17 protein-coding genes are annotated in these 20,325 nt (G+C 74.0%); 12 read left to right on the top strand and 5 right to left on the bottom strand.

Annotation, left to right across the window (positions count from 1 at the left end; all coding sequences use genetic code 11):
• Positions 1–73 precede the first annotated feature (73 nt).
• Positions 74–1,270 carry a serine hydrolase domain-containing protein gene (locus tag ACZ4Z1_RS04080; protein WP_468485014.1) on the bottom strand — a complete coding sequence of 399 codons (1,197 nt, stop codon included), beginning with the start codon at positions 1,268–1,270 and terminating at the stop codon, positions 74–76.
• A 98-nt stretch (positions 1,271–1,368) separates the two neighbouring features.
• The gene (locus tag ACZ4Z1_RS04075; RefSeq protein WP_468485013.1) at positions 1,369–3,411 is read right to left on the bottom strand and encodes an MDR family MFS transporter; all 2,043 of its coding nucleotides are present in this window, start codon (positions 3,409–3,411) and stop codon (positions 1,369–1,371) included.
• 150 nt (positions 3,412–3,561) lie between these two features.
• Here ACZ4Z1_RS04075 and ACZ4Z1_RS04070 point away from each other — a divergent pair, with 150 nt between their 5' ends.
• From ACZ4Z1_RS04070 to ACZ4Z1_RS04045, 6 genes are all read left to right on the top strand, one after another.
• Positions 3,562–4,761 (top strand): energy-coupling factor ABC transporter permease, encoded by a 1,200-nt coding sequence (locus ACZ4Z1_RS04070; protein ID WP_468485012.1) that lies wholly within the window; start codon positions 3,562–3,564, stop codon positions 4,759–4,761.
• 1 nt (position 4,762) lies between these two features.
• Positions 4,763–5,524, top strand: a complete 762-nt coding sequence (cbiQ, locus tag ACZ4Z1_RS04065; protein ID WP_468485011.1) for a cobalt ECF transporter T component CbiQ — start codon at positions 4,763–4,765, stop codon at positions 5,522–5,524.
• Positions 5,512–6,327, top strand: a complete 816-nt coding sequence (locus ACZ4Z1_RS04060; protein ID WP_468485010.1) for an energy-coupling factor ABC transporter ATP-binding protein — start codon at positions 5,512–5,514, stop codon at positions 6,325–6,327. The genes cbiQ and ACZ4Z1_RS04060 overlap by 13 nt, the downstream gene beginning before the upstream one ends.
• Positions 6,328–6,416: 89 nt before the next feature.
• Positions 6,417–7,634, top strand: coding sequence for a serine hydrolase domain-containing protein (locus tag ACZ4Z1_RS04055; RefSeq protein ID WP_468485009.1), 1,218 nt, complete (start codon positions 6,417–6,419; stop codon positions 7,632–7,634).
• A 101-nt stretch (positions 7,635–7,735) separates the two neighbouring features.
• The gene (locus ACZ4Z1_RS04050) at positions 7,736–7,897 is read left to right on the top strand and encodes a hypothetical protein (protein WP_468485008.1); all 162 of its coding nucleotides are present in this window, start codon (positions 7,736–7,738) and stop codon (positions 7,895–7,897) included.
• Positions 7,898–7,982: 85 nt separating this feature from the next.
• A complete protein-coding gene (locus ACZ4Z1_RS04045; protein WP_468485007.1) occupies positions 7,983–8,798 on the top strand; it encodes an SDR family NAD(P)-dependent oxidoreductase in 816 nt (271 codons plus the stop codon).
• Here the strand turns inward: ACZ4Z1_RS04045 and ACZ4Z1_RS04040 are convergent.
• From ACZ4Z1_RS04040 to ACZ4Z1_RS04030, 3 genes are all read right to left on the bottom strand, one after another.
• A complete protein-coding gene (locus tag ACZ4Z1_RS04040; protein ID WP_468485006.1) occupies positions 8,795–9,640 on the bottom strand; it encodes an EamA family transporter in 846 nt (281 codons plus the stop codon). The genes ACZ4Z1_RS04045 and ACZ4Z1_RS04040 overlap by 4 nt on opposite strands.
• 208 nt (positions 9,641–9,848) lie before the next feature.
• Positions 9,849–11,507 (bottom strand): penicillin-binding transpeptidase domain-containing protein, encoded by a 1,659-nt coding sequence (locus tag ACZ4Z1_RS04035; RefSeq protein ID WP_468485005.1) that lies wholly within the window; start codon positions 11,505–11,507, stop codon positions 9,849–9,851.
• A 590-nt stretch (positions 11,508–12,097) separates the two neighbouring features.
• A complete protein-coding gene (locus ACZ4Z1_RS04030) occupies positions 12,098–13,822 on the bottom strand; it encodes a dolichyl-phosphate-mannose--protein mannosyltransferase (RefSeq protein WP_468485004.1) in 1,725 nt (574 codons plus the stop codon).
• A gap of 185 nt (positions 13,823–14,007) precedes the next feature.
• Here ACZ4Z1_RS04030 and rsmI point away from each other — a divergent pair, with 185 nt between their 5' ends.
• From rsmI to ACZ4Z1_RS04000, 6 genes are all read left to right on the top strand, one after another.
• Positions 14,008–14,877 carry a 16S rRNA (cytidine(1402)-2'-O)-methyltransferase gene (gene rsmI, locus ACZ4Z1_RS04025; protein ID WP_468485003.1) on the top strand — a complete coding sequence of 290 codons (870 nt, stop codon included), beginning with the start codon at positions 14,008–14,010 and terminating at the stop codon, positions 14,875–14,877.
• A 170-nt stretch (positions 14,878–15,047) separates the two neighbouring features.
• A complete protein-coding gene (locus ACZ4Z1_RS04020; RefSeq protein ID WP_468485002.1) occupies positions 15,048–15,518 on the top strand; it encodes a hypothetical protein in 471 nt (156 codons plus the stop codon).
• Between the two features lie 80 nt (positions 15,519–15,598).
• Entirely contained in the window at positions 15,599–16,501 is a 903-nt protein-coding gene (locus ACZ4Z1_RS04015; RefSeq protein ID WP_468485001.1) for a TatD family hydrolase, read from the top strand.
• Positions 16,502–16,627: 126 nt separating this feature from the next.
• Positions 16,628–18,346 carry a ubiquitin-like domain-containing protein gene (locus ACZ4Z1_RS04010; RefSeq protein WP_468485000.1) on the top strand — a complete coding sequence of 573 codons (1,719 nt, stop codon included), beginning with the start codon at positions 16,628–16,630 and terminating at the stop codon, positions 18,344–18,346.
• Between the two features lie 77 nt (positions 18,347–18,423).
• Positions 18,424–19,317: a 16S rRNA (adenine(1518)-N(6)/adenine(1519)-N(6))-dimethyltransferase RsmA gene (gene rsmA, locus ACZ4Z1_RS04005; RefSeq protein WP_468484999.1), complete on the top strand. Its 894-nt coding sequence runs from the start codon at positions 18,424–18,426 to the stop codon at positions 19,315–19,317.
• A complete protein-coding gene (locus tag ACZ4Z1_RS04000; RefSeq protein ID WP_468484998.1) occupies positions 19,314–20,213 on the top strand; it encodes a 4-(cytidine 5'-diphospho)-2-C-methyl-D-erythritol kinase in 900 nt (299 codons plus the stop codon). The genes rsmA and ACZ4Z1_RS04000 overlap by 4 nt, the downstream gene beginning before the upstream one ends.
• Positions 20,214–20,325: the final 112 nt, after the last annotated feature.

Here is a 20,325-nt window from a genome sequence, read left to right as displayed (position 1 = left end):
GTACGAGAACGGGGCCTGCCGCCGGGCCTCTGCCGTGGGGCCGGGACCGGACCGGGGCGGGACCGGGGCGGGGTCAGCCGGCGCGCCCGGCGAGCGGCGGCGCGGCGTACACCGCTTCGACCAGCGCGAGGTTGCGGTGGTCGCCGCCCGACGTGCCACCCCCGAACTTGTTCATCGTGTACGCGTACGACAGCCGGTTCTCCGGGTCGGCGAAGGCCAGGGAGCCGCCCGCGCCACCGTGGCCGAAGGCGGCCGGGTTGGTGCCGAAGTACCCGGACGAGTTGAGCATGTACCCGGTGGCCCAGGTGAACGGCAGGTCGTTCGCCAGAATGCCGCCGAGCACCAGGTCGGTCTCGCCGGGGCGGCTCTGCGGCTCCCGCATCGCGGCGAGGGTGCCGGGGCCGACCAGTTCGCCGCCGGCCAGGGCGCGGTAGACCGCCGCCAGGCCGCGGGCGGTGGCGTTGCCGTTGCCGGCGGGGATCTCGGCGGAACGGCAGGCGGCGCTGTTCACGTCGCCCAGCGGCAGATGGTTCATGGCGAGGGCGAACGCGGCCATCGGGTAGGCGTCCAGGGACCGCACCGGCCCTTCGGGCAGTTCCGGGAAGGCGTCGCCGAGAAAACCGCCGCCGCCCGGACCGATCAACTGGGCACAGCGGGCGTGCTCTTCGGCGGGCGTGCCGATGTACAGGTCGGCGCCGAGCGGCCCGGTGATCTCCGTACGCAGGAAGGTGCCGAGCGAGACGCCGGAGACGCGGCGTACGACCTCGCCGACCAGGAAGCCGAAGCTGACGGCGTGGTAGCCCTGCGCGCTGCCCGGCTCCCACCACGGTTCGGTGGCCGCCAGCACCGCGCAGGTCTTCTCCCAGTCGTACACGTCCTCGGGTGTCAGGCGCTCGCGCGGCCCGACCAGGCCCGCGCGGTGGGACAGCAGCCAGCGCACCGGCACGTCCGCCTTGCCGGCCTGCGCGAACTCGGGCCAGTACCGGGCGACGGGTGCGTCGAGGCCCAACTCGCCGCGGTCGGCGAGCAGGTGGGCGCACAGGGCGGTCATGCCCTTGCTGGTGGAGTACACGTTGACCAGGGTGTCGCGCTCCCACGGGCGGGTGGTGGCGGCGTCGGCGTGCCCGCCCCACAGATCGACGACGAACTCGCCGTCGAGGGTCACCGCGAACGCCGCGCCGACCTCACCGCGCTCGGTGAAGTTGCGCTCGAACTCGGCCCGTACGTTCTCGAACCCGGGGGCGCAGGTGCCCTGAACGGTTGCTGTCACGGTCGCCGGAACCTCCCGAGAGGGCAGGTGGTTGCCCCAGTAACCTAACTCCGGTCCGTGGCAGCGGTCCAGAGGGCCTGACGCCCGTGCACGCCGCCTCACACCGCCGTGCGCTCCCGGTGTGAGGAGTCCTCGTCCAGCAGCCGCGCCGCCATGTTGTCCAGCGCCCGCGCCAGCTTGGCGCGGTCCTCCGGGTCCTCGGCGGTCCAGCCCTCCAGCCGCTCGTCCAGCCAGTCGCGCCAGGCGACGATCAGCCGGTCGATCTCGGCGCGGCCCGCCTCGGTCAGGACCAGCCGCCCGCCGTCGTGCCGCGCGTACCCGGCCGACACCGCCCGGGTGAAGACCGGCTCCAGCACCTCGTCCGGCATCCGGTGCGCCTGCGCGACGGCGGGCAGCGACGTCTCGCCGTGGATGCGCGTACGCCAGTGGATCTGGCCCAGCGCCCACGCCTGGCCGGGCGTGAGCGGACTGCCGGACGCGGCCAGCACCTCCAGGCTCACCGGGCCCTCCGCCTTGCGCATCGCGCGCGCCACCGCACGCTCCAACTGCTGGTCGGAATCGGTGGAGTCGGGCGCGGCGAAGCCCTCGCCCAGGTCCCCCGCGGCCGCCCGCGCGCTGTCGCGCAGCGGCACCTCCTTGAGGAACCACGCCACCACGAACCCGGCCAGCGCGACCGGCACCACCCACTGGAAGACGTGGTTGACGGTGTCCGCGTACGCGTCGATCACCGGCCTGGCCTGCGCCACGGGCAGTTGGTGCAGGGCCTGCGGGCTCGCGGCGGCCTGCGGCGGCACGCCCGGCGCCTCGGCCAGCGCCGACTTGAGGTTGGGGTCCAGCCGGTTGCTGTAGAGCGTGCCGAAGACGGCCGTGCCGAAGGACGAGCCGAGGGTACGGAAGAAGGTCACGCCGGAGGTCGCCGAGCCCAGCTCGTGGTAATTCACCGTGTTCTGCACGGCGATGGTCAGCACCTGCATGGCCAGCCCGATGCCGAGGCCGAGCACGAACATGTACAGCGACTCCAGCCACACGCCGGTGTCCGCGCCCATGGTCGACATCAGGTACAGGCCGAGCGCCATCACGCCCGTACCGATGATGGGGAAGACCCGGTAGCGGCCGGTGCGGCTGACGACGACACCGGAGAGCATCGAGGTGCCCAGCAGCCCCACGACCATCGGCAGCGTCCGTACGCCCGACATGGTCGCCGAGACCCCGTCCACGAACTGGAGGTAGGTCGGCAGGTACGTCATCGCGCCGAGCATCGCGAAGCCGACGATGAAGCTGAGCACCGAGCAGACGGTGAAGACCGGATTGCGGAACAGGTGCATGGGGAGCATGGGCTCCTTGGCCCGCAGCTCCACGAAGACGAAGGCCGCCAGCAGCACCGCCGAGCCGACGAACAGGCCGATGGTGACGGGTGAGCTCCAGGCGTACTCGTTGCCGCCCCACTCCAGGCCCAGGACCAGGCCGGAGGCGCCCAGCGCGACCAGCACGATGCCGATGTAGTCGATCACCGGGCGCACCGCGGCCCGCACCACCGGGACCGTACGCGCCGCCATGACGACCATGACGATCGCGATGGGGATGTTGACGTAGAAGCACCAGCGCCAGGACGCGTGGTCGGTGAACAGGCCCCCCAGGGTGGGCCCGACGACCGTGGTCACGCCGAACACCGCGCCCAGCGCGCCCTGGTACTTGCCGCGCTCGCGCAGCGGGATGACGTCCGCGATCAGCGCCATCGCCGTCACCATCAGCCCGCCGCCGCCGATGCCCTGCACGGCGCGGGCCGCGACCAGCATCAGCATCGAGGCCGAGGCGCCGGCCAGGACCGAGCCGGCGACGAAGACCACCGCGCTGACCTGAAAGATGATCTTCCGGCCGAAGAGGTCGCCGAACTTGCCGACCAGCACCGTCGAGACGGTCTCCGCCAGCAGGTACGCCGTCACCACCCACGCCATGTGCCCGCCGCCGCCCAGGTCCGCCACGATCGTGGGCAGCGCGGTGGACACGATCGTCTGGTCCAGGGCGGCCAGCAGCATGCCGAGCACGATCGTGGTGAAGACGAGATTGGTACGGCGGCGGCTGAGCGCGGGCGGAGCGCTCCGCGCCTCGGGGGAGGGGGCTTGCGCGGCGGCCGTGGTCATGCCCCCAAGCCTTCGCGCCCATGCCCGGGTTCGCCACCTTTTGCTGCTGTGGGGGTGACGCGCCGTTGCGGTTTCGCGTCCCTGGCGCTCTTGCGACCCGTTTGCAGTACCGCCACGATGAAGACATTGCGCGGCTGAGCGGAGACCCTCATGCACGTACCCGACGGATTCATCGACGCCCCCGTCTCGGCCGCCACCGGCGTCCTCGCCGCAGCCGCCGTGGCCGTCAGCCTGCGCGGCGCCCGCCGCGAACTGGGCGGCGCCGGGCCCGACACGTTCGGCGCCGAACGCACCGCACCCCTCGCCGGCCTGGTCGCCGCGTTCATCTTCGCCGTCCAGATGCTCAACTTCCCCGTCGCCGCCGGGACCAGCGGCCACCTGCTGGGCGGCGCGCTGGCCGCCATCCTCGTCGGCCCGTACACCGGCGTGCTCTGCGTCTCCGTCGTGCTGCTCATGCAGGCCGTGCTCTTCGCGGACGGCGGGCTGACCGCACTCGGCGTCAACATCACCGACATGGCGGTGGTGACCACCGTCGTCGCGTACGGGATCTTCCGCGGGCTGGTCACGGTCCTGCCCCGCGGCCGCCGCACGGTCATGGCCGCCTCCTTCACCGCCGCCGTGGTCTCCGTACCGGCCGCCGCCGTCGCCTTCACCGGCCTGTACGCGCTGGGCGGCACCACCGACGTACCGATCGGCACCGTCCTCGCGGCGATGACCGGCGTCCACGTCCTCATCGGCATCGGCGAGGCCGCCATCACCGCACTGACCGTCGGTGCGGTCCTCGCCGTGCGCCCCGACCTCGTCCACGGGGCGCGCGGGCTGGCCAAGCCGCTCCAGCTGCGGACTTCCCCCTTGGCCGGACCCGCGGCGGACGCGGAGGAGCGGGCGCCCGCCGGGGAGCCGGAACCGGCGGGAGCGCCGGAGCCGGGCGGAGCGCAGCGGCCCGCCGTCCGGCGCTCCACCCGGCGCGTCTGGCCGGCCGGCGTCGCCGTCGCGCTCGTCTGCGCGGGCGGCGTCAGCTACTACGCCTCCACCAGCCCGGACGGCCTGGAGAAGGTCGCCCGGGACCATGGCATCGACGCCAAGGCCGAGGAACACGCCGCGAAGGACTCACCGCTGGCCGACTACAGCGTCAAGGACATCGCCGACCCCCGGATCAGCGGCGGGCTCGCCGGGGTGATCGGAGTGGGCGCGACGCTCGCCGTCGGCACCGGCGTCTTCGTCGTCGTACGGCGCCGCCGCGGCGCGGCCCGGGACGCGGCGGCAGCCGGCACCGCCGGGACCGCCGGGACCGGCCGGACTGCCGGGGACGCCCCGGCGCCGCCGCGGCACACGCCGGAATCGACCTGACATGGGCGCCGGGCACGCCCACAAGCTCTACCGGCACGGGCACTCGCCGGTGCACGCCCTGCCCCCGCACTGCAAGATCGCGGCCGTGCTCTGCTTCGTCCTGGCCGTCGTCGCCACCCCGCGCACCGCCGTCTGGACCTTCGCCCTGTACGCGCTGCTGCTCGCCGCGGTGGCCGCGGCGGCCCGGGTGCCCGCCGGGTTCCTGCTCAAGCGGCTGCTCATCGAGGTGCCGTTCGTGGCCTTCGCCGTCCTGATGCCGTTCGTCGCCACCGGACCGCGTGTCCACATCCTGGGGACGGCGCTGAGCGAGCCCGGCCTCTGGGGCGCCTGGAACATCCTCGCCAAGGGCACGCTGGGCGTCGCCGCCTCCGTCCTGCTCGCCGCCACCACCGACCTGCGCGGCCTGCTGCTCGGCCTGCAACGGCTGCGGATGCCGCCGCTGCTCGTCCAGATCGCCTCCTTCATGATCCGCTACGGCGACGTCATCGCCGACGAGCTGCGGCGGATGCGCGTCGCCCGCCTCTCCCGCGGCTTCGAGGCACGCGGCGTACGCCACTGGGGCGTCCTCGCCAAGACCGCCGGCGCCCTGTTCATCCGCTCCTACGAGCGCGGCGAACGGGTCCACCTCGCCATGGTCAGCCGCGGCTACACCGGCACCCTGCCGGCACCGGACGCCGCCGCGGCCACCGGCGCCCAGTGGACCCGCGCCGCCGCCCTGCCCGCCGCCGCCCTCGCCGTATGCCTCCTGGGATGGACGCTGTGAACGACCCCGTGACCACCCGTACCGCCGCACCCGCACCGGGACCGGTGATCCCCGCGCCGTCCCTGGAGGTCGCCGGGCTCGCCTACGCCTACCCCGACGGCCACCAGGCCCTCTACGGCGTCGACCTGACCGTGGCCCGCGGCGAGCGGGTCGCGCTGCTCGGCCCCAACGGCGCCGGCAAGACCACCCTCGTCCTGCACCTGAACGGCATCCTCGCGCCCGGCGCCGGCACCGTCACGGTCGCCGGGCTGCCCGTCACCCGGCGCCACCTCGCCGAGATCCGCCGCCGCGTCGGCATCGTCTTCCAGGACCCCGACGACCAGCTGTTCATGCCCACCGTCCGCGAGGACGTCGCCTTCGGGCCCGCCGCGGCCGGGCTGCGCGGCACCGAACTGGCGGCGCGGGTCGCCGAGGCGCTGGGCCGCGTCGGCATGGCGGAGTACGCCGACCGCCCGCCGCACCACCTCTCCTTCGGACAGCGCCGCCGGGTCGCGGTCGCCACCGTCCTCGCCATGCGCCCCGAGATCCTCGTCCTGGACGAGCCGTCCTCCAACCTCGACCCCGCCTCCCGCCGCGAACTCGCCGACATCCTGCGCGCGTTGGACGTGACGGTGCTGATGGTCACGCACGACCTGCCGTACGCGCTCGAACTGTGCCCGCGCGCCGTCGTGCTGTCCGAAGGCGTCATCGCCGCCGACGGGCCCACCCAGGACCTGCTGGGCGACACGGAGCTGATGACCGCGCACCGGCTCGAACTGCCCTTCGGATTCGATCCGCGCTCTGTGACGATCCCCACGCCCTGACCGGGCCCCCGCACACGGCGTCCGCCGCCGCCCCTGGTCACCAGCACTGATCCGCGCGTTGCACCATTGATAGGTCACAAACGCGACGGATGAGTGGGAAGCGGGAAACAGTGGTGGACGTCCAGGGCACGGTCGCGGACGGCTTCGAGCCGGTCCGGGACGCCTTTGCGGCCAACTTCGCGCGGCGCGGCGAGCGCGGCGCGGCTGTCGCCGTCTACCGGCACGGGCGCAAGATCGTCGACCTGTGGGGCGGCAGCCGGGACGCCGACCGCCCCGAGGCGGGCACACCGGACGGCGCCGCCCCCTGGGAGGCGGACACCGCCCAGGTCATCCGCTCCGCCACCAAGGGCGTCGCCGCCATCGTCCCGCTCCTGCTGCACCAGCGCGGCCTGCTCGACCTGGACGCGCCCGTCGGCACGTACTGGCCCGAGTTCAAGGCCGCCGGCAAGGAACGCGTCCTGGTCCGCCACCTCCTCTCGCACCGCGCCGGACTGCCCGTCCTGGACACCCCGCTCACCCCCGAGCAGGCCGTCGACGGCGTCAGCGGCCCCGCCGCCCTCGCCGCCCAGGCCCCCGCCTGGACCCCCGGCGCCGAGCACGGCTACCACGCCCAGACCTACAGCTGGCTGCTGGCCGAACTGGTCCGGCGGGTCACCGGCCGCACCATCGGCACCTGGATCGCCGACGAGATATCCGGGCCCCTCGGCCTGGAACTGTGGGTCGGCGCCCCCGCCGACGCGCGCGCCCGCACCGGCCGCCTGGCCGACATCGAGGCACCGGTCCCGCCCGCCGCGGCCGGCCTGCGCGTCCGCCCCAAACGCAACGTCGCCGACGCCTACCGCGACCCCGCCTCCCTCACCCGGCGCGCCTTCGGCGCCATCACCCCGGCCCCCGACGAGAACGCCGACACCTACCGTGCCGCCGAACTCCCCGCCTCCAACGGCATCGCCACCGCCCGCGCCCTGGCCCGCTGCTACGCGGCGCTGATCGGCCCGGTCGACGGCCACCCCCGCCTCTTCGCGCCCGCCACGCTCACCCTGGCCCGCACGGAGGAGTCCGCGGGCCCCGACCGCACCCTCGTCATCACCACCCGCTTCGGCCTCGGCTACATGCTGCACGGGCCCGCCTCGCCCCTCCTGGCCCCCGGCTCCTTCGGCCACCCCGGCCGCGGCGGCTGCCTGGCCTTCGCCGACCCCGAGTCCGAAACGGCCTTCGGCTACGTCACCAACGGCATGCAGCAGAACGTGACGGCCGACCCCCGGGCCCAGGCCCTCGTACGGGCCCTGCGCGCCGCCCTCGACTCCTGAGGCGCGGGGCGGCCCCCCGTCGTGCGGGCGGAAGTGTCGCCCGTGGCTCCCGGGGCACTCGTACGCCCTGACCGTGCGCCGACCGGCACGAAGGAGTCGACATGGGTGACGAGCGCAAGATGAAGGACCCCCGGGAGGCCGGGCCCGCCGAGGACCGGCCGAAGCCGCTGGACAGCGAGCGGGACCGCAGCGCCGAGGAGGTCAACGCGGACCAGCCGTCCGTACGCGGCGAGAAGCCGAAGCCGGCGCCGAAACGGTACTGATCCCGGGCCCGCCCGAGCCCGCCCAGGCCCGCCCGGCCCGTACCGCGGCCTGTTGCCCGTGGGGCCCGTGCGCCAAGGTGGACGCATGAGGCGATTCGACGGCTACAGCGTTCTGATCACCGGTGCCGGCCGGGGCATCGGCGAGGCCACCGCCCGGCGGCTCGCCGCCGAAGGAGCCCGGGTCCTGGTCACCGACCTGGACGGCGGCCGGGCCGGGAAAGCGGCCGCGCGCATCCGCGAGGACACCGCCGTACGCGGCAGCGGCGGCACCGCCGAGGCCCTCGCCTGCGACGTCGCGGACCGTACCGCCGTCGAGACGGCCGTCACGCACGCCGTACGGCGCTTCGGCGGGCTCGACGTGCTCGTCAACAACGCTTACCGGTGCCTGCCCGACCCGCCGCGCTTCGAGGACCACCGGGACGAGGACTGGGCCGGCGACCTGGACGTCACCCTCAACGGCGCGTTCCGCTGCGCCCGGGCCGCACTGCCCCACCTGGCCGCCGCCGGCGGCCGCGGCGCGATCGTCAGCGTCGGCTCGGTCAACGGCGAGCAGGACTTCGGCAACCACGCCTACAGTGCCGCCAAGGCCGGTCTGGCCTCCCTCACCCGCACCCTCGCGGGCGAGGCGGCCGGGCGGGGCGTACGGGTCAACCTGGTCGCGCCGGGCACGGTCGACACCCCCAACTGGGAAGACCGCCCCGCGGCACTGGAGCGCGCCGCGGCCGAATACCCTCTGGGCCGCGTCGGCCGCCCCGACGACATCGCCGCGGCGGTGGCCTTCCTGGCCTCCTCCGACGCCGCCTGGATCACCGGCGTCACGCTCCCGGTGGACGGCGGCATCCTCATCGCCAACACGTCCCTGAGCCGGGCGCTGCGCGGCGATCCGCAGGAGACCCCTTAGCGCAGCATCAGCGCGATGCCCGCGACCATCAGCCCCGCCGCCACCAGGCGTGGGGCGCCGAAACGTTCCTTGAAGAAGAGGGTGCCGATGGCCGCGCCGACGATGATCGAGGACTCGCGCAGCGCGGCGACCGGCGCCAGGTGGGCGCGCGTCTGGGCCCACAGGACCAGGCCGTAGGCGAAGACGGACAGCAGACCGCCGGCCGCGCCGCGCAGCGCCACCGGGCGGAGCTGGGCGAGGAGCGCGCGCCGCCGGGTGGCCAGCGCGTACGCGGGGATCGCCAGGCCTTCGAGAATCATCAGCCAGGCGATGTAGCCCAGCGGCGTGCCGGAGGCGCGGACGCCCACGCCGTCCACCGTCGTGTACGAGGCGATGGCCAGCCCGGTGGCGAGCGCGGCGACGATGGCCGGCCAGTGCGGCTTCGTACCGGAGCCCCGGATGCCCCACAGCGCCACACCGACCAGGCCCGCCGAGGCGAGCGCGACACCGGCCAGGCCCCAGGCGTCGGGCAGCTCCCCGACGAAGACGGCGGCCAGCACCGTGACGACGAGCGGGGCGGTGCCCCGCGCGATGGGATACATCTGCCCGAACTCGCCCAGCCGGAACGACTGCATCAGCAGCACCTGGTAGACGACGTGCAGCACGGCGGAGCCGACGAGCGGCAGCCACGCCCCGGCCGCGGGCAGCGGCGTGAAGCAGGCCAGCACCGCGCCGCAGACCGCGCCACCGCCGCCGACCAGCGTGAAGGCGATCAGCTGGTCCTTGATGTGGTGGGCGATCGCGTTCCAGCCGGCGTGCGTGACGGCGGCGACCAGGACCGCCGCGACGACCAGGGGGCTCATGCGGTCCGCCCGCGCGGGCCGTACGCCCGGCTCCGGGCGTACGGGGCCGGGGCCCGGCCGGCGGCGCCGGGGGCCGGTGGGCGGAGGGCTTGGTGACCGTACGGGAAATGGCGCATGGCCCGCACGCTAGCTGTAGCTGTACGGGCCATGCGATGGTGTGCGGAAGGGGTGTGCGAGATCACCCCGGGGCCGCGCCCGCGTGCGGGCCTCAGCCCGCCGACAGGATCGAGCGGACGACCGGGCCCGCGTTCGAGCCGCCGTGGCCGCTGGCCGGGACGACGGCCGCCGCCGCGATGTCGCCGCGGTAGGCGGTGAACCAGGCGTTCGGCTTCTCCTGCCCGTCGACCTCCGCCGAACCGGTCTTCGCGCCGATGTCACCGCTGAGCCCGGACATCGCCTCCGCCGCCGTACCGGACGTGGCGGTCAGCTTCATCAGCGACTTCAGCGCGGACGCGGTGCCCGGCTTCATCGCCCGCGGGGCCTTGGCCAGCGCCCGGCCGTCCAGCGAGGGCGCGACGACGTACGGCTGGTGGAAGCCGCCGTTCTGCACGGTGGCCGCGACCGAGGCGACGGTCAGCGGGTTCATCCGCACCCCGCCCTGCCCGATCAGCGAGGCGGCCATCTGCGCGTCGCTCTGCACCGGCACCGCGCCGTCGAAGGTCGGGATGCCCGTCTGCCAGTTCAGGCCGATGCCGAAGACGTCGCGCGCCTGCTTCGTCAGGTCGTCGTTCTGGAGCTTGGGCGCCATCGAGATGAACGCGTTGTTGCAGGAGGCGGCGAAGCTCTGCGCGAAGGTGCCGTTCTTGATCTCGGTCTTGTTCAGGTTCTGGAACTTCCAGCCGCCGACCGTCACGAACTTCTCGCACGGGTGCGGCTTGCCCGGCGCGGTGAGCCCCTTGTCGATGAGCATCGAGGCCGTGACGACCTTCATCGTCGAGCCGGGCGCCAGCGAGCCCTGGGTGGCGGTGTTGAAGCCCTTCTCCGGAGAGTTGGCGATGGCCAGGATCTCGCCGGTGCTCGGCTTGAGGGCGACCGCGGACGCCTTCGGCTTGCCCTTGACCGCCTTCTCCGCCGCCGCCTGCACCTTGGCGTCCAGCGTGGTCTTCAAGGTGCCCGGCTTGCCCTTGGAGAGCACCTTCAGCGTCTCGTCGGGCTGCTGGGTCGCCTTGTCGCCGGCCGCCCGGTGGATGAACAGCTCCACGCCGGGCTTGCCGTCGGTCTTCTTGCCGTACTTGTCGCGCAGGCTGTCCAGCACCCCGGCCAGCGCCGGGTGCGCCTCCTTGGTCAGCTCGGCGCCGTTGCGGTCCACGGCCCTGATGGGCGGCGCCTCGGACTCACCGGTCCGCAGCACGTCGCCCTTGCCCAGCTTCGGGTGCAGGATGCTCGGCGCCCAGGCGATACGCGGCTCTCCGGTCTCCTTGTCGCGCTTGACGGTCAGTGAAGTGGCGTACGAAACCGGTGCCTTCAGGTTCTTGTACGAGATCTGGGCGGTGACCGTGTAGGCGACCTTGTCGCCGGTGGCCTTGCCCGGGGTGAGCTTCAGGTCCGTGAAGTGGGTCTGCTTCGGGTACGCGGCCAGACCGGCGCCGGCCGCCTTCGCGTCGTCCGTGAGGGCGGCGGCCCGGTCCGCGGCGCCCGCCTTCCAGGCGTCGAGGAACTTGCCCGCGGTGCCGGTCACTTCCCCGGCGGACAGCGGACCGGACTTGACCTCGGGCGCGCCGTCGCCGGGCTTGCCGTCCCGGGCCGCGCGGACTTCCTGGGCCTGATCACCGTCGCCGGACCCGCCGAGCAGCGTGTAGCCGCCGACGCCGCCCAGGACCAGGGCCACCGCCCCGCCGATCAGCCCGTACCTCACCTCACGGCGCATGTCACCGATCCCCTCCCGAATCCTCGTTCTTCAGCACGCACACAAGAACGTGCAGCGCACTCTATGGGACACGGGGTGCGGCAGTACGGTTCGGCCCTGTGACGCGCGAGACGTGCGTGACGCGCGTGACGCCGGCGGCGTCCGCGGCGCCTCCGACGAACGGGGCTCCCGGGGCGGCCGGTGCTGCGGGCGCTGCGGGGCGACCACTTCCATGCGCGGTCGGCGCGCTCTTCGGCGTACGGCTCCCGGTCGTGTCGTGCCCTGGGCCCAGGTGCCGAACCACATCCGGTTGTGCCAGGCGCTCTTGGGGACCGGCTGGCCCGTGGGCCTCAGTGCGTGCATACCGTGCTCGACTCTGCATATGTCCGTGCCGGAAAGGGGGCGAACGTGCAGGTCCGTCATTCGTGGGCCGGGGTAAGCCCGATTCCACGCGGCACGTCATGTCCGATGCGGCAGACTGCCCCTACGTGTCGGGCTCCCCGCGGCCGGTACCGACGACAGCCTCGCGCTTAAGCCGATGCTGGGCTTGGTGTCGTGCGGTGGTGTGGCCGGTGGCGGCGGCGGTCCGGCCGGGCAGGCCGTTTCGGCAGCTACACCCAGGTGTCGAACCACATCCGGTTGTGCCAGGCGCTCTTGGGGATCGGCTGGCCCGTGTAGAGCGGGTAGAAGTAGATGAAGTTCCAGATGATGAGCAGGACGAGGACCCCGGCGCCGACCGCGCCGACCGCGCGCCGCCGTTCGCTCGACCCCGGCGGGCCGAGGATCGCGCCGGTCATCATGGCCAGCGCCAGGCACAGGAACGGCACGAACACCACCGCGTAGAACAGGAAGATCGTCCGGTCCTGGTACAGGAACCAGGGCAGGTAGCCCGCGGCGATGCCGCAGGCGACGGCGCCCGCCCGCCAGTCCCGCTTGAACAGCCAGCGGTAGAGCACGTACAGCAGCGCGAAGCAGCCCGCCCACCACAGCAGGGGCGTGCCCAGCGCGAGGACTTCCCGCGCGCAGCCCTCGGCCGCCGTGCAGCCGTCGTGGCCCATCTTGGGGTCCTCGTAGAAGTACGAGACGGGGCGGCCCTGCACCAGCCAGCTCCAGGGGTTGGACTGGTAGGTGTGCGGCGTGGACAGGCCCTTGTGGAAGTCGTAGACCTCCGTCTCGTAGTGCCACAGGCTGCGCAGCCAGTCCGGCAGCCACTGCCAGCCGCCCGCGCGCCCTTCCGGCGTGGCGGTGGCCCAGTCGCGGTAGTAACCGCCCTTGGTGACCAGCCAGCCGGTCCACGTCGCCAGGTACGCGGCCATGCCGACCACGACGGTCGCCACGAAGGCGGGCACCAGGTCGCGGCGCAGCACCGCGCGTACGGGGTGCCGGGCGCCCGCGGTGCGCCGCGAGGCCACGTCCCACAGCACCGACAGCACGGCGAACGCCGCCAGGTAGTACAGGCCGTTCCACTTGCTCGCGGCGGACAGGCCCAGGCACACCCCGGCCGCCAGCCGCCACGGCCGCCAGCCCAGCCGCAGCCGGTCGCCCACCGTCTCGTCCGGCCGCGCCAGCCCGTCCGTACCGGCCGGCAGCGCCGCAGCCAGCCGGGCCCGGGTGCGGTCCCGGTCCACCAGCAGACAGCCGAACGCCGCCACCACCCAGAACATGACGATGAGGTCCAGCAGCGCGGTACGGCTCATCACGAAGTGCAGGCCGTCCACCGCCAGCAGGACGCCCGCCAGGCAGCCCAGCGCCGTCGAGCGCAGCAGCCGGCGGCCGATGCGGCAGATCATCAGCACCGACAGCGTGCCGAGCAGCGCGACCGTGAACCGCCAGCCGAAGGGGTTCATCCCGAACGCCCATTCACCCAGTGCGATCATCCACTTGCCCAGCGGCGGGTGGACGACGTACGAGTGCTCGGGCGAGAGCAGGATCTCCGGCGGGTGGGCCACCAGCGCGTCGTTGGCGTTCTTCGCCCAGGTCCCCTCGTACCCGTACTGCAGCAGCGACCAGGCGTCCTTGGGGTAGTACGTCTCGTCGAATATCACCTTCGCCGGGCTGCCCAGGTTCCAGAACCGCAGCAGGCCGGCGAAGAGCGCGACCAGCAGCGGCCCGCCCCAGCCCGACCAGCGCGCCAGCCGGCCGGCGGCGGCCGGGCCCAGGCCCAGCACGGTCCACACCCGCGTCTTCGGCTCGGGGAACGCCGGCACCAGCCGCTCACGGGCGTCGGCCTGCGGCCGGCCGGCGTATCCGAACCGGCGCAGCCTGCGCTGCCACCGGCGGGGCTGCCCGGCGGTCTCCTCGGCGCGGTCGGCGTCTGTCGCGGTGTCACTCGTCACCGGCCCATCGTAGGGAAGCGGTCTGTGCGGGACGCGGGGGCCGCGCGGCCGGGCCGCCGGGACCGGTGCCGGCGGGGCGTACGGGCACCGTGGGCCGTGTGCGGCGCCGCCGCCGGAACGGCCGTACCGCGCGCACGGCGCCGCCGCCGGAACGCGCCCCGCCGTACGGCTGGGAGGATGGGGGCGTGACTGGAACGCTGGTACTTGCAGGGACGCCCATTGGCGACGTCGCGGACGCGCCGCCGCGGCTCGCCGCCGAACTGGCGGCGGCCGAGGTGATCGCCGCCGAGGACACCCGGCGGCTGCGCCGCCTGACCCAGGCGCTCGGCGTGCACACGACCGGCCGCGTCGTGTCGTACTTCGAGGGCAACGAGGCGGCCCGCACCCCCGAGCTGGCCGACGCCCTCGAAGCCGGTGCCCGCGTCCTGCTCGTCACCGACGCCGGCATGCCCTCCGTCTCCGACCCCGGCTACCGGCTGGTCGCCGCCGCCGTGGAGCGCGGCATCAAGGTCACCGCGGTGCCGGGCCCCAGCGCGGTGCTCACCGCGCTCGCCGTCTCCGGCCTGCCCGTGGACCGGTTCTGCTTCGAGGGCTTCCTGCCCCGCAAGTCCGGCGAACGCCGCTCCCGGCTGCGCGAGGTGGCCGCCGAACGCCGCACCCTCGTCTACTTCGAGGCCCCGCACCGCCTCGACGACACCCTCGCCGCCATGAGCGAGATCCTCGGCGCCGACCGCCGCGCCGCGGTCTGCCGCGAGCTGACCAAGACCTACGAGGAGGTCCGGCGCGGGCCGCTGGCGGAGCTGGCCACGTGGGCGGCGGACGGCGTACGCGGTGAGATCACCATCGTCGTCGAGGGCGCCCCCGAGACCGGCCCGCAGGACCTGGGCCCCGACGAACTCGTGCGCCGCGTACACGTCAGGGAGGAGGCGGGGGAGCGCCGCAAGGAGGCCATCGCCGCCGTCGCCGCCGAGACCGGCCTGCCCAAGAGGGAGGTCTTCGATGCCGTCGTGGCGGCAAAGAATGCGGCGCGGACGGGACCACCTGAAGGTAAATGACTAGCCTGGAAGGTAAAACGTGGGCCGCGCAGCGGGGCCGAGTCTCTGCGTCCTGCCAAATCTGCGCCAACAGCTGGGAGGCTCTGCTGCGCCACCGCCGGGAAAGGCGTCCACTGGGAGGTGGGACGTTCGTCCCCGGAGACCTTGTCCAGCGGGCAAGAGGAGCGGCTATGAGTGACATCGCGCGTACGCCGGGTATCACCACCGGCGCCCACCCCACCCCCAGGACCGACCCCCCTGCACACGAGGCGTACGCCTTCGCGTGCATGAGCTGCGGCCACGGCTGGGAGCAGTCGTACGAAATACGGCACCACGTCGACGCGGACGGGCGCACGCACTGTGTGTACTACACGGACGGCGAGCGCGTACCTTCCCCCCTGACCCGGCCCGCCTGCCTGAACTGCGGCGGCCACGTCGTGCGCATCATGCGGGCCGGACAGGTCTCGATGATCTCCAAGGCGATGGCCGGCCTGTACGCGCAGCCCTCCGCGGGCGCCGCCGAAGGCCACGCGGGCGCGGCCGCGGGAACGGTGCCGCAGCAGAGCGGCAGCGCGGGTGACGGCGCCGGCGCGGACGGCCACCGCGAACGGCACCACTGGCACCTCGCCGACCTGCTGCACCCCTTCCAGCACCGCAGGTGACCGGGATCCGGCCCCGCAGGTGATCCGGCGGCCGCGGTCCCGCCCGGTGGCTGTCACCGGCCCCTCGTAGGATCGCGGCCATGAGCAGTACGACCAAGGACGCGCCGCCGCCACTGCCCGAACCGCTTCGGGTGGCGGTGGCGGACTCGCACACCCATCTGGACATGCTCCCCCAGCCACCGCTGGGAGGTTCCCCCAAGACTCCGGTCGAGGACGCCCTCGCCAAGGCAGCCTCGGTCGGCGTGACCACCGTCATCCAGGTGGGCTGCGACGTGAACGGCTCGCGCTGGGCCGCGGAGACCGCCGCCGCGTACGAGGCCGTGCACGCGACGGTCGCGCTGCATCCGAACGAAGCCCCGCGCATCGTCCTCGGCGATCCGGACGGATGGTCGCGCCAGGGTGCCCGGGAGGCGGGCGGGGACGCCGCCCTCGACGCGGCGCTCGCCGAGATCGACGCCCTGGCCGCCCTGCCGCACGTCCGTGGCGTCGGGGAGACCGGCCTGGACCGCTTCCGCACCGGCCCCGACGGCATGGCCGCCCAGCAGCGCTCCTTCCGCGCCCACATCGAGATCGCCAAGCGGCACGGCAAGGCCCTGGTGATCCACGACCGCGAGGCGCACGACGACGTGTTGCGGATCCTGCGCGAAGAGGGCGCGCCGGACACCGTCGTCTTCCACTGCTACTCGGGCGACGCCGAGATGGCCAAGGTCTGCGCCGAGGCCGGCTACTTCATGTCCTTTGCGGGCAACGTCACCTTCAAGAACGCCCAGCCGCTGCGCGACGCGCTCGCCGTCGCCCCGCCCGAACTGGTGCTCGTCGAGACCGACGCGCCCTTCCTCACCCCCGCCCCATACCGCGGACGGCCTAACGCCCCGTATCTCATTCCGGTCACGCTGCGGGCCATGGCCGAGGTCAAGGGGATGACGGAGGACGCGCTGGCCACCGCCGTGGCCGTCAATACGGCGCGCGCCTTCGGCTATTGAGCGGCCCCCGGACTCGGGCGCGGCACAATAGCGCGACGACACTGTGTAGCGGGTCCGCTTTGGAGAGTCACCGGCGCTCCGCTACATTCCGGCCCGACAACCCGGACCCGTGGCACGTGGAGCGTCGTGACTCATTCGCAGGGCAGCCACCGCGTCGCGCACGGCGGACACGGACCGAGCGCCGAGCCGCCGCGTGACACAGCCGTCGAGAATCCCGACCCGTACGGGAGGTACGCGTCGTACGGGGCGTACGGGGCGTACGCCCCGTACGCGGAGCACGCGGGGTATGGGGCGTACGCGGAGCGCGGAGCGTACAGCGCGTATGGCGAGTACGGACCGTACGACGTGTACGAGACGTACGGATACGGGGCCGCCCCGGCGTATCCGTACCCGGCGCGCGACACCGAGGATGCCCGGCAGCCACCGTTGCCGGCGCAGCAGCAGCCCCCGCCGCAGCCGCGGTCGCAGGACGCGTCGGCCGGGCCCGCCGGGCCCGGCGCGGACGAGGAGGGGGAAGCGCCCGCCACCGCCGCCTCCCAGACGTCCGCCGCGCCGCCCGGACGCGTACCGCACCAGGGGCCGCTGGTGCCGCTGCGCGACGACCTCGCCGGCGTACCTTCCCCCGGCCTCCGGCCAGGAGGACCCCCGCCCCAGCCGGGCCGGGCCGCCGCCCGCCGGGCCGCCCGCGGCACCGCCCACCGGCGCGGCATGACCGGCCGGTTCAACGGCGTCGACCGCCGCGGCGCCGACAGCACCGAAACCCGCCGCCGTCTGCTCCCGCAAGCCCTCGTCGTGGCGTTCCTCGCCGGCGGCACCTCCGCGTTCATCGCCCACGACAAGGCCGTCCGCATCGACGTGGACGGCGAACCCCGTACCCTGCACACCTTCGCCGCCGACGTCGGCGACCTGCTCGCCGACGAGGACGTGCAGGTCGGCGAGCACGACCTCGTCGAACCCGCCGCCGACGCCGCGCTGACCAGCGGCGACGAGATCACCGTCCGCTACGGACGGCCGGTCCGCCTCACCCTCGACGGCGAACGCCGCCAGGTCTGGACGACCGCCGAGACCGTCGGCGGCGCGCTGCGCCAGCTCGGCGTCCGCCCCGAAGGCGCCTACCTGTCCGCCGACCCCGGCCGGCCCATCGGCCGCAACGGCCTCGACCTCGACGTCCGCACCGAACGCAGCGTCACCTTCGTCGCCGACGGCCGCGAACACACCGTCCGCACCAACGCCGCCACCGTCAGCGAAGCCCTCGACCAGGCAGGCATCGTGCTGCGCGGCGAGGACACGACCTCCGTGGCGCCCGAGTCCTTCCCGCGCGACGGGCAGACCGTCTCCGTGCTGCGCATCACCGGCGCCGAGAAGGTCCGCGAGGTGACCATCCCGTTCGAAACGGTCAAGCGGGCCGACCCGACGCTCTTCAAGGGCACCGAGACCGTGGTCCGCCAGGGACAGCCCGGCGTACGCCGCCTGACCTACGAGGTCCGTACGGTCAACGGCGTCCAGCAGAAGCCCAAGAAGGTCGGCTCGGAGGTCGTCCGCGAGCCGCGCGACCGGATCGTGCACGTCGGCACCAAGCCGATGCCGATGAGCGTCGACGGCGCCGACCACCTGAACTGGGGCGCGCTCGCCGAGTGCGAGGCGGGCGGCCGGGCGGACGCGGTGGACGCGTCCGGCACGTACGGCGGGCTGTACCAGTTCGACAGCGGCACCTGGCGCGGCCTGGGCGGGAACGGACGGCCGCAGGACGCGCCGGCCCGGGAGCAGACCTACCGGGCGAAGAAGCTGTACATCAGCCGGGGGGCGAGCCCTTGGCCGGTGTGCGGGCGCAGGCTGCACGAGTGAGGGGCGGCGCGGGGCGCGGGCCGGTGGCGGGCGGCCGGTGGCGGCGACCCCGGGCCGGCGCGCCGTAAGCTGCACGGGTGAGCAACAGCAGCCCCACCGACGAGCCCGGCCCCCTCCTGGGCGCCGCCGACATCCGCGAACTGGCCACCGCGCTGGGCGTACGCCCCACCAAGCAGCGCGGCCAGAACTTCGTCATCGACGCCAACACCGTCCGGCGCATCGTGCGCACCGCCGGGGTCCGGCCGGACGACGTGGTCGTCGAGGTCGGACCCGGGCTCGGCTCGCTGACCCTGGCACTGCTGGAGGCCGCCGACCGGGTCACCGCCGTCGAGATCGACGACGTCCTGGCCGCCGCGCTGCCCTCCACCGTCGAGGCCCGGCTGCCCGCCCGCGCCGACCGCTTCGCGCTGGTGCACAGCGACGCGATGCTGGTGCGGGAGCTGCCCGGACCCGCGCCCACCGCGCTGGTCGCCAACCTTCCGTACAACGTCGCGGTGCCGGTGCTGCTCCACATGCTCGCCACGTTCCCGACCATCGACCGCACCCTGGTCATGGTCCAGTCCGAGGTCGCCGACCGGCTCGCGGCCCGGCCCGGCAACAAGGTGTACGGCGTGCCGTCGGTCAAGGCCAACTGGTACGCGGAGGTCAAGCGGGCCGGGGCGATCGGGCGCAACGTGTTCTGGCCGGCGCCGAACGTCGACTCCGGGCTGGTCTCGCTCGTCCGGCGCGAGAAGCCGGTCGAGACCACCGCGAGCCGTGACGAGGTCTTCGCCGCCGTGGACGCGGCGTTCGCGCAGCGGCGCAAGACGTTGCGGGCGGCGTTGGCGGGGTGGGCCGGGTCCGCGGCTGCCGCCGAGGCGGCGCTGGTCGCCGCGGGTGTGTCGCCGCAGGCACGCGGTGAGGCGCTGACGGTGGAGGAGTTCGCCCGTATCGCCGAGCACCGGCCCGCTCGCGAGGAGGGTGCCGCGTGACCGCGCCCGTCACCGTCCGCGTACCCGCCAAGGTCAACGTCCAGCTCGCCGTCGGGGGCGCGCGACCGGACGGCTTCCACGACCTGGCCAACGTCTTCCTGGCCGTGGGGCTGTACGACGAGGTCACGGCGACGCGTGCGTCGTCCCTCCGCGTCACCGCCGCCGGGCCGGACACCGACCGTGTGCCGCTCGACCGTACGAACCTGGCCGCGCGCGCCGCGGAGCTCCTGGCGGCGCGGTACGGCATCACGCCTGATGTGCACCTGCACATCGACAAGGACATTCCCGTCGCGGGCGGCATGGCCGGCGGCAGTGCGGACGCGGCGGGGGCGCTGGTGGCGTGCGACGCGCTGTGGGGCACGGGGGCCTCGCGCGACGAGCTGCTCGACATCTGCGCCGAGCTGGGCAGCGACGTGCCGTTCTCCCTGGTGGGCGGGGCGGCGCTGGGGCGTGGGCGGGGAGAGCTGCTGACGCCGCTGGAGGTGGACGGGACGTTCCACTGGGTGTTCGCGGTGGCCGACGGGGGGCTGTCCACGCCGGCCGTCTACGCCGAGTTCGACCGGCTCGGCGAGGGTGTGGCCGTTCCGGAGCCGGAGGCGTCGCCGGGGCTTCTGGACGCCTTGCGGGACGGTGACGCGACGGCCTTGGCGCCCGCGCTGGCCAACGATCTCCAGCCTGCGGCGCTGTCGCTGCGGCCGTCCCTGGCCGCGACCCTCACGGCGGGCACCACCGCCGGGGCCCTGGCGGCACTGGTTTCCGGTTCCGGCCCCACCACCGCCTTCCTGACCAAGGACGCTGACACGGCGGCCTCCGTGGCCGATGCGCTGCTGACGTCCGGGACCTGCCGCGCCGCCCGGGTGGCGGCCGGGCCGGTGCCGGGGGCCACAGTCGTTTAGGAGGGCGCGCGTTCCGTGCCTTCTGCCCGGTGGGTGGGGGCCGGGCCACTCCTCGGCACCATCGAGCCCACGGGGCCGAGCACTGTCACCCGACTAGGCTGTCGGGAGGACC

This window comes from Streptomyces sp. NPDC030165 (assembly GCF_055573595.1).
The sequence above is the reverse complement of the archived record's forward strand: the minus strand, read 5'-3'. Positions and strand labels throughout refer to the sequence as shown.

What these genes read in the sequence shown, in the direction of transcription:
- ACZ4Z1_RS04075 (WP_468485013.1), bottom strand. Translation starts at nt 3,411, where the DNA reads ATGACCACGGCCGCCGCGCAAGCCCCCTCCCCCGAGGCGCGGAGCGCT.
- ACZ4Z1_RS04070 (WP_468485012.1), top strand. Translation starts at nt 3,562, where the DNA reads ATGCACGTACCCGACGGATTCATCGACGCCCCCGTCTCGGCCGCCACC.
- cbiQ (WP_468485011.1), top strand. Translation starts at nt 4,763, where the DNA reads ATGGGCGCCGGGCACGCCCACAAGCTCTACCGGCACGGGCACTCGCCG.
- ACZ4Z1_RS04060 (WP_468485010.1), top strand. Translation starts at nt 5,512, where the DNA reads ATGGACGCTGTGAACGACCCCGTGACCACCCGTACCGCCGCACCCGCA.
- ACZ4Z1_RS04055 (WP_468485009.1), top strand. Translation starts at nt 6,417, where the DNA reads ATGAGTGGGAAGCGGGAAACAGTGGTGGACGTCCAGGGCACGGTCGCG.
- ACZ4Z1_RS04050 (WP_468485008.1), top strand. Translation starts at nt 7,736, where the DNA reads ATGGGTGACGAGCGCAAGATGAAGGACCCCCGGGAGGCCGGGCCCGCC.
- ACZ4Z1_RS04045 (WP_468485007.1), top strand. Translation starts at nt 7,983, where the DNA reads ATGAGGCGATTCGACGGCTACAGCGTTCTGATCACCGGTGCCGGCCGG.
- ACZ4Z1_RS04040 (WP_468485006.1), bottom strand. Translation starts at nt 9,640, where the DNA reads ATGAGCCCCCTGGTCGTCGCGGCGGTCCTGGTCGCCGCCGTCACGCAC.
- ACZ4Z1_RS04035 (WP_468485005.1), bottom strand. Translation starts at nt 11,507, where the DNA reads ATGCGCCGTGAGGTGAGGTACGGGCTGATCGGCGGGGCGGTGGCCCTG.
- ACZ4Z1_RS04020 (WP_468485002.1), top strand. Translation starts at nt 15,048, where the DNA reads ATGAGTGACATCGCGCGTACGCCGGGTATCACCACCGGCGCCCACCCC.
- ACZ4Z1_RS04015 (WP_468485001.1), top strand. Translation starts at nt 15,599, where the DNA reads ATGAGCAGTACGACCAAGGACGCGCCGCCGCCACTGCCCGAACCGCTT.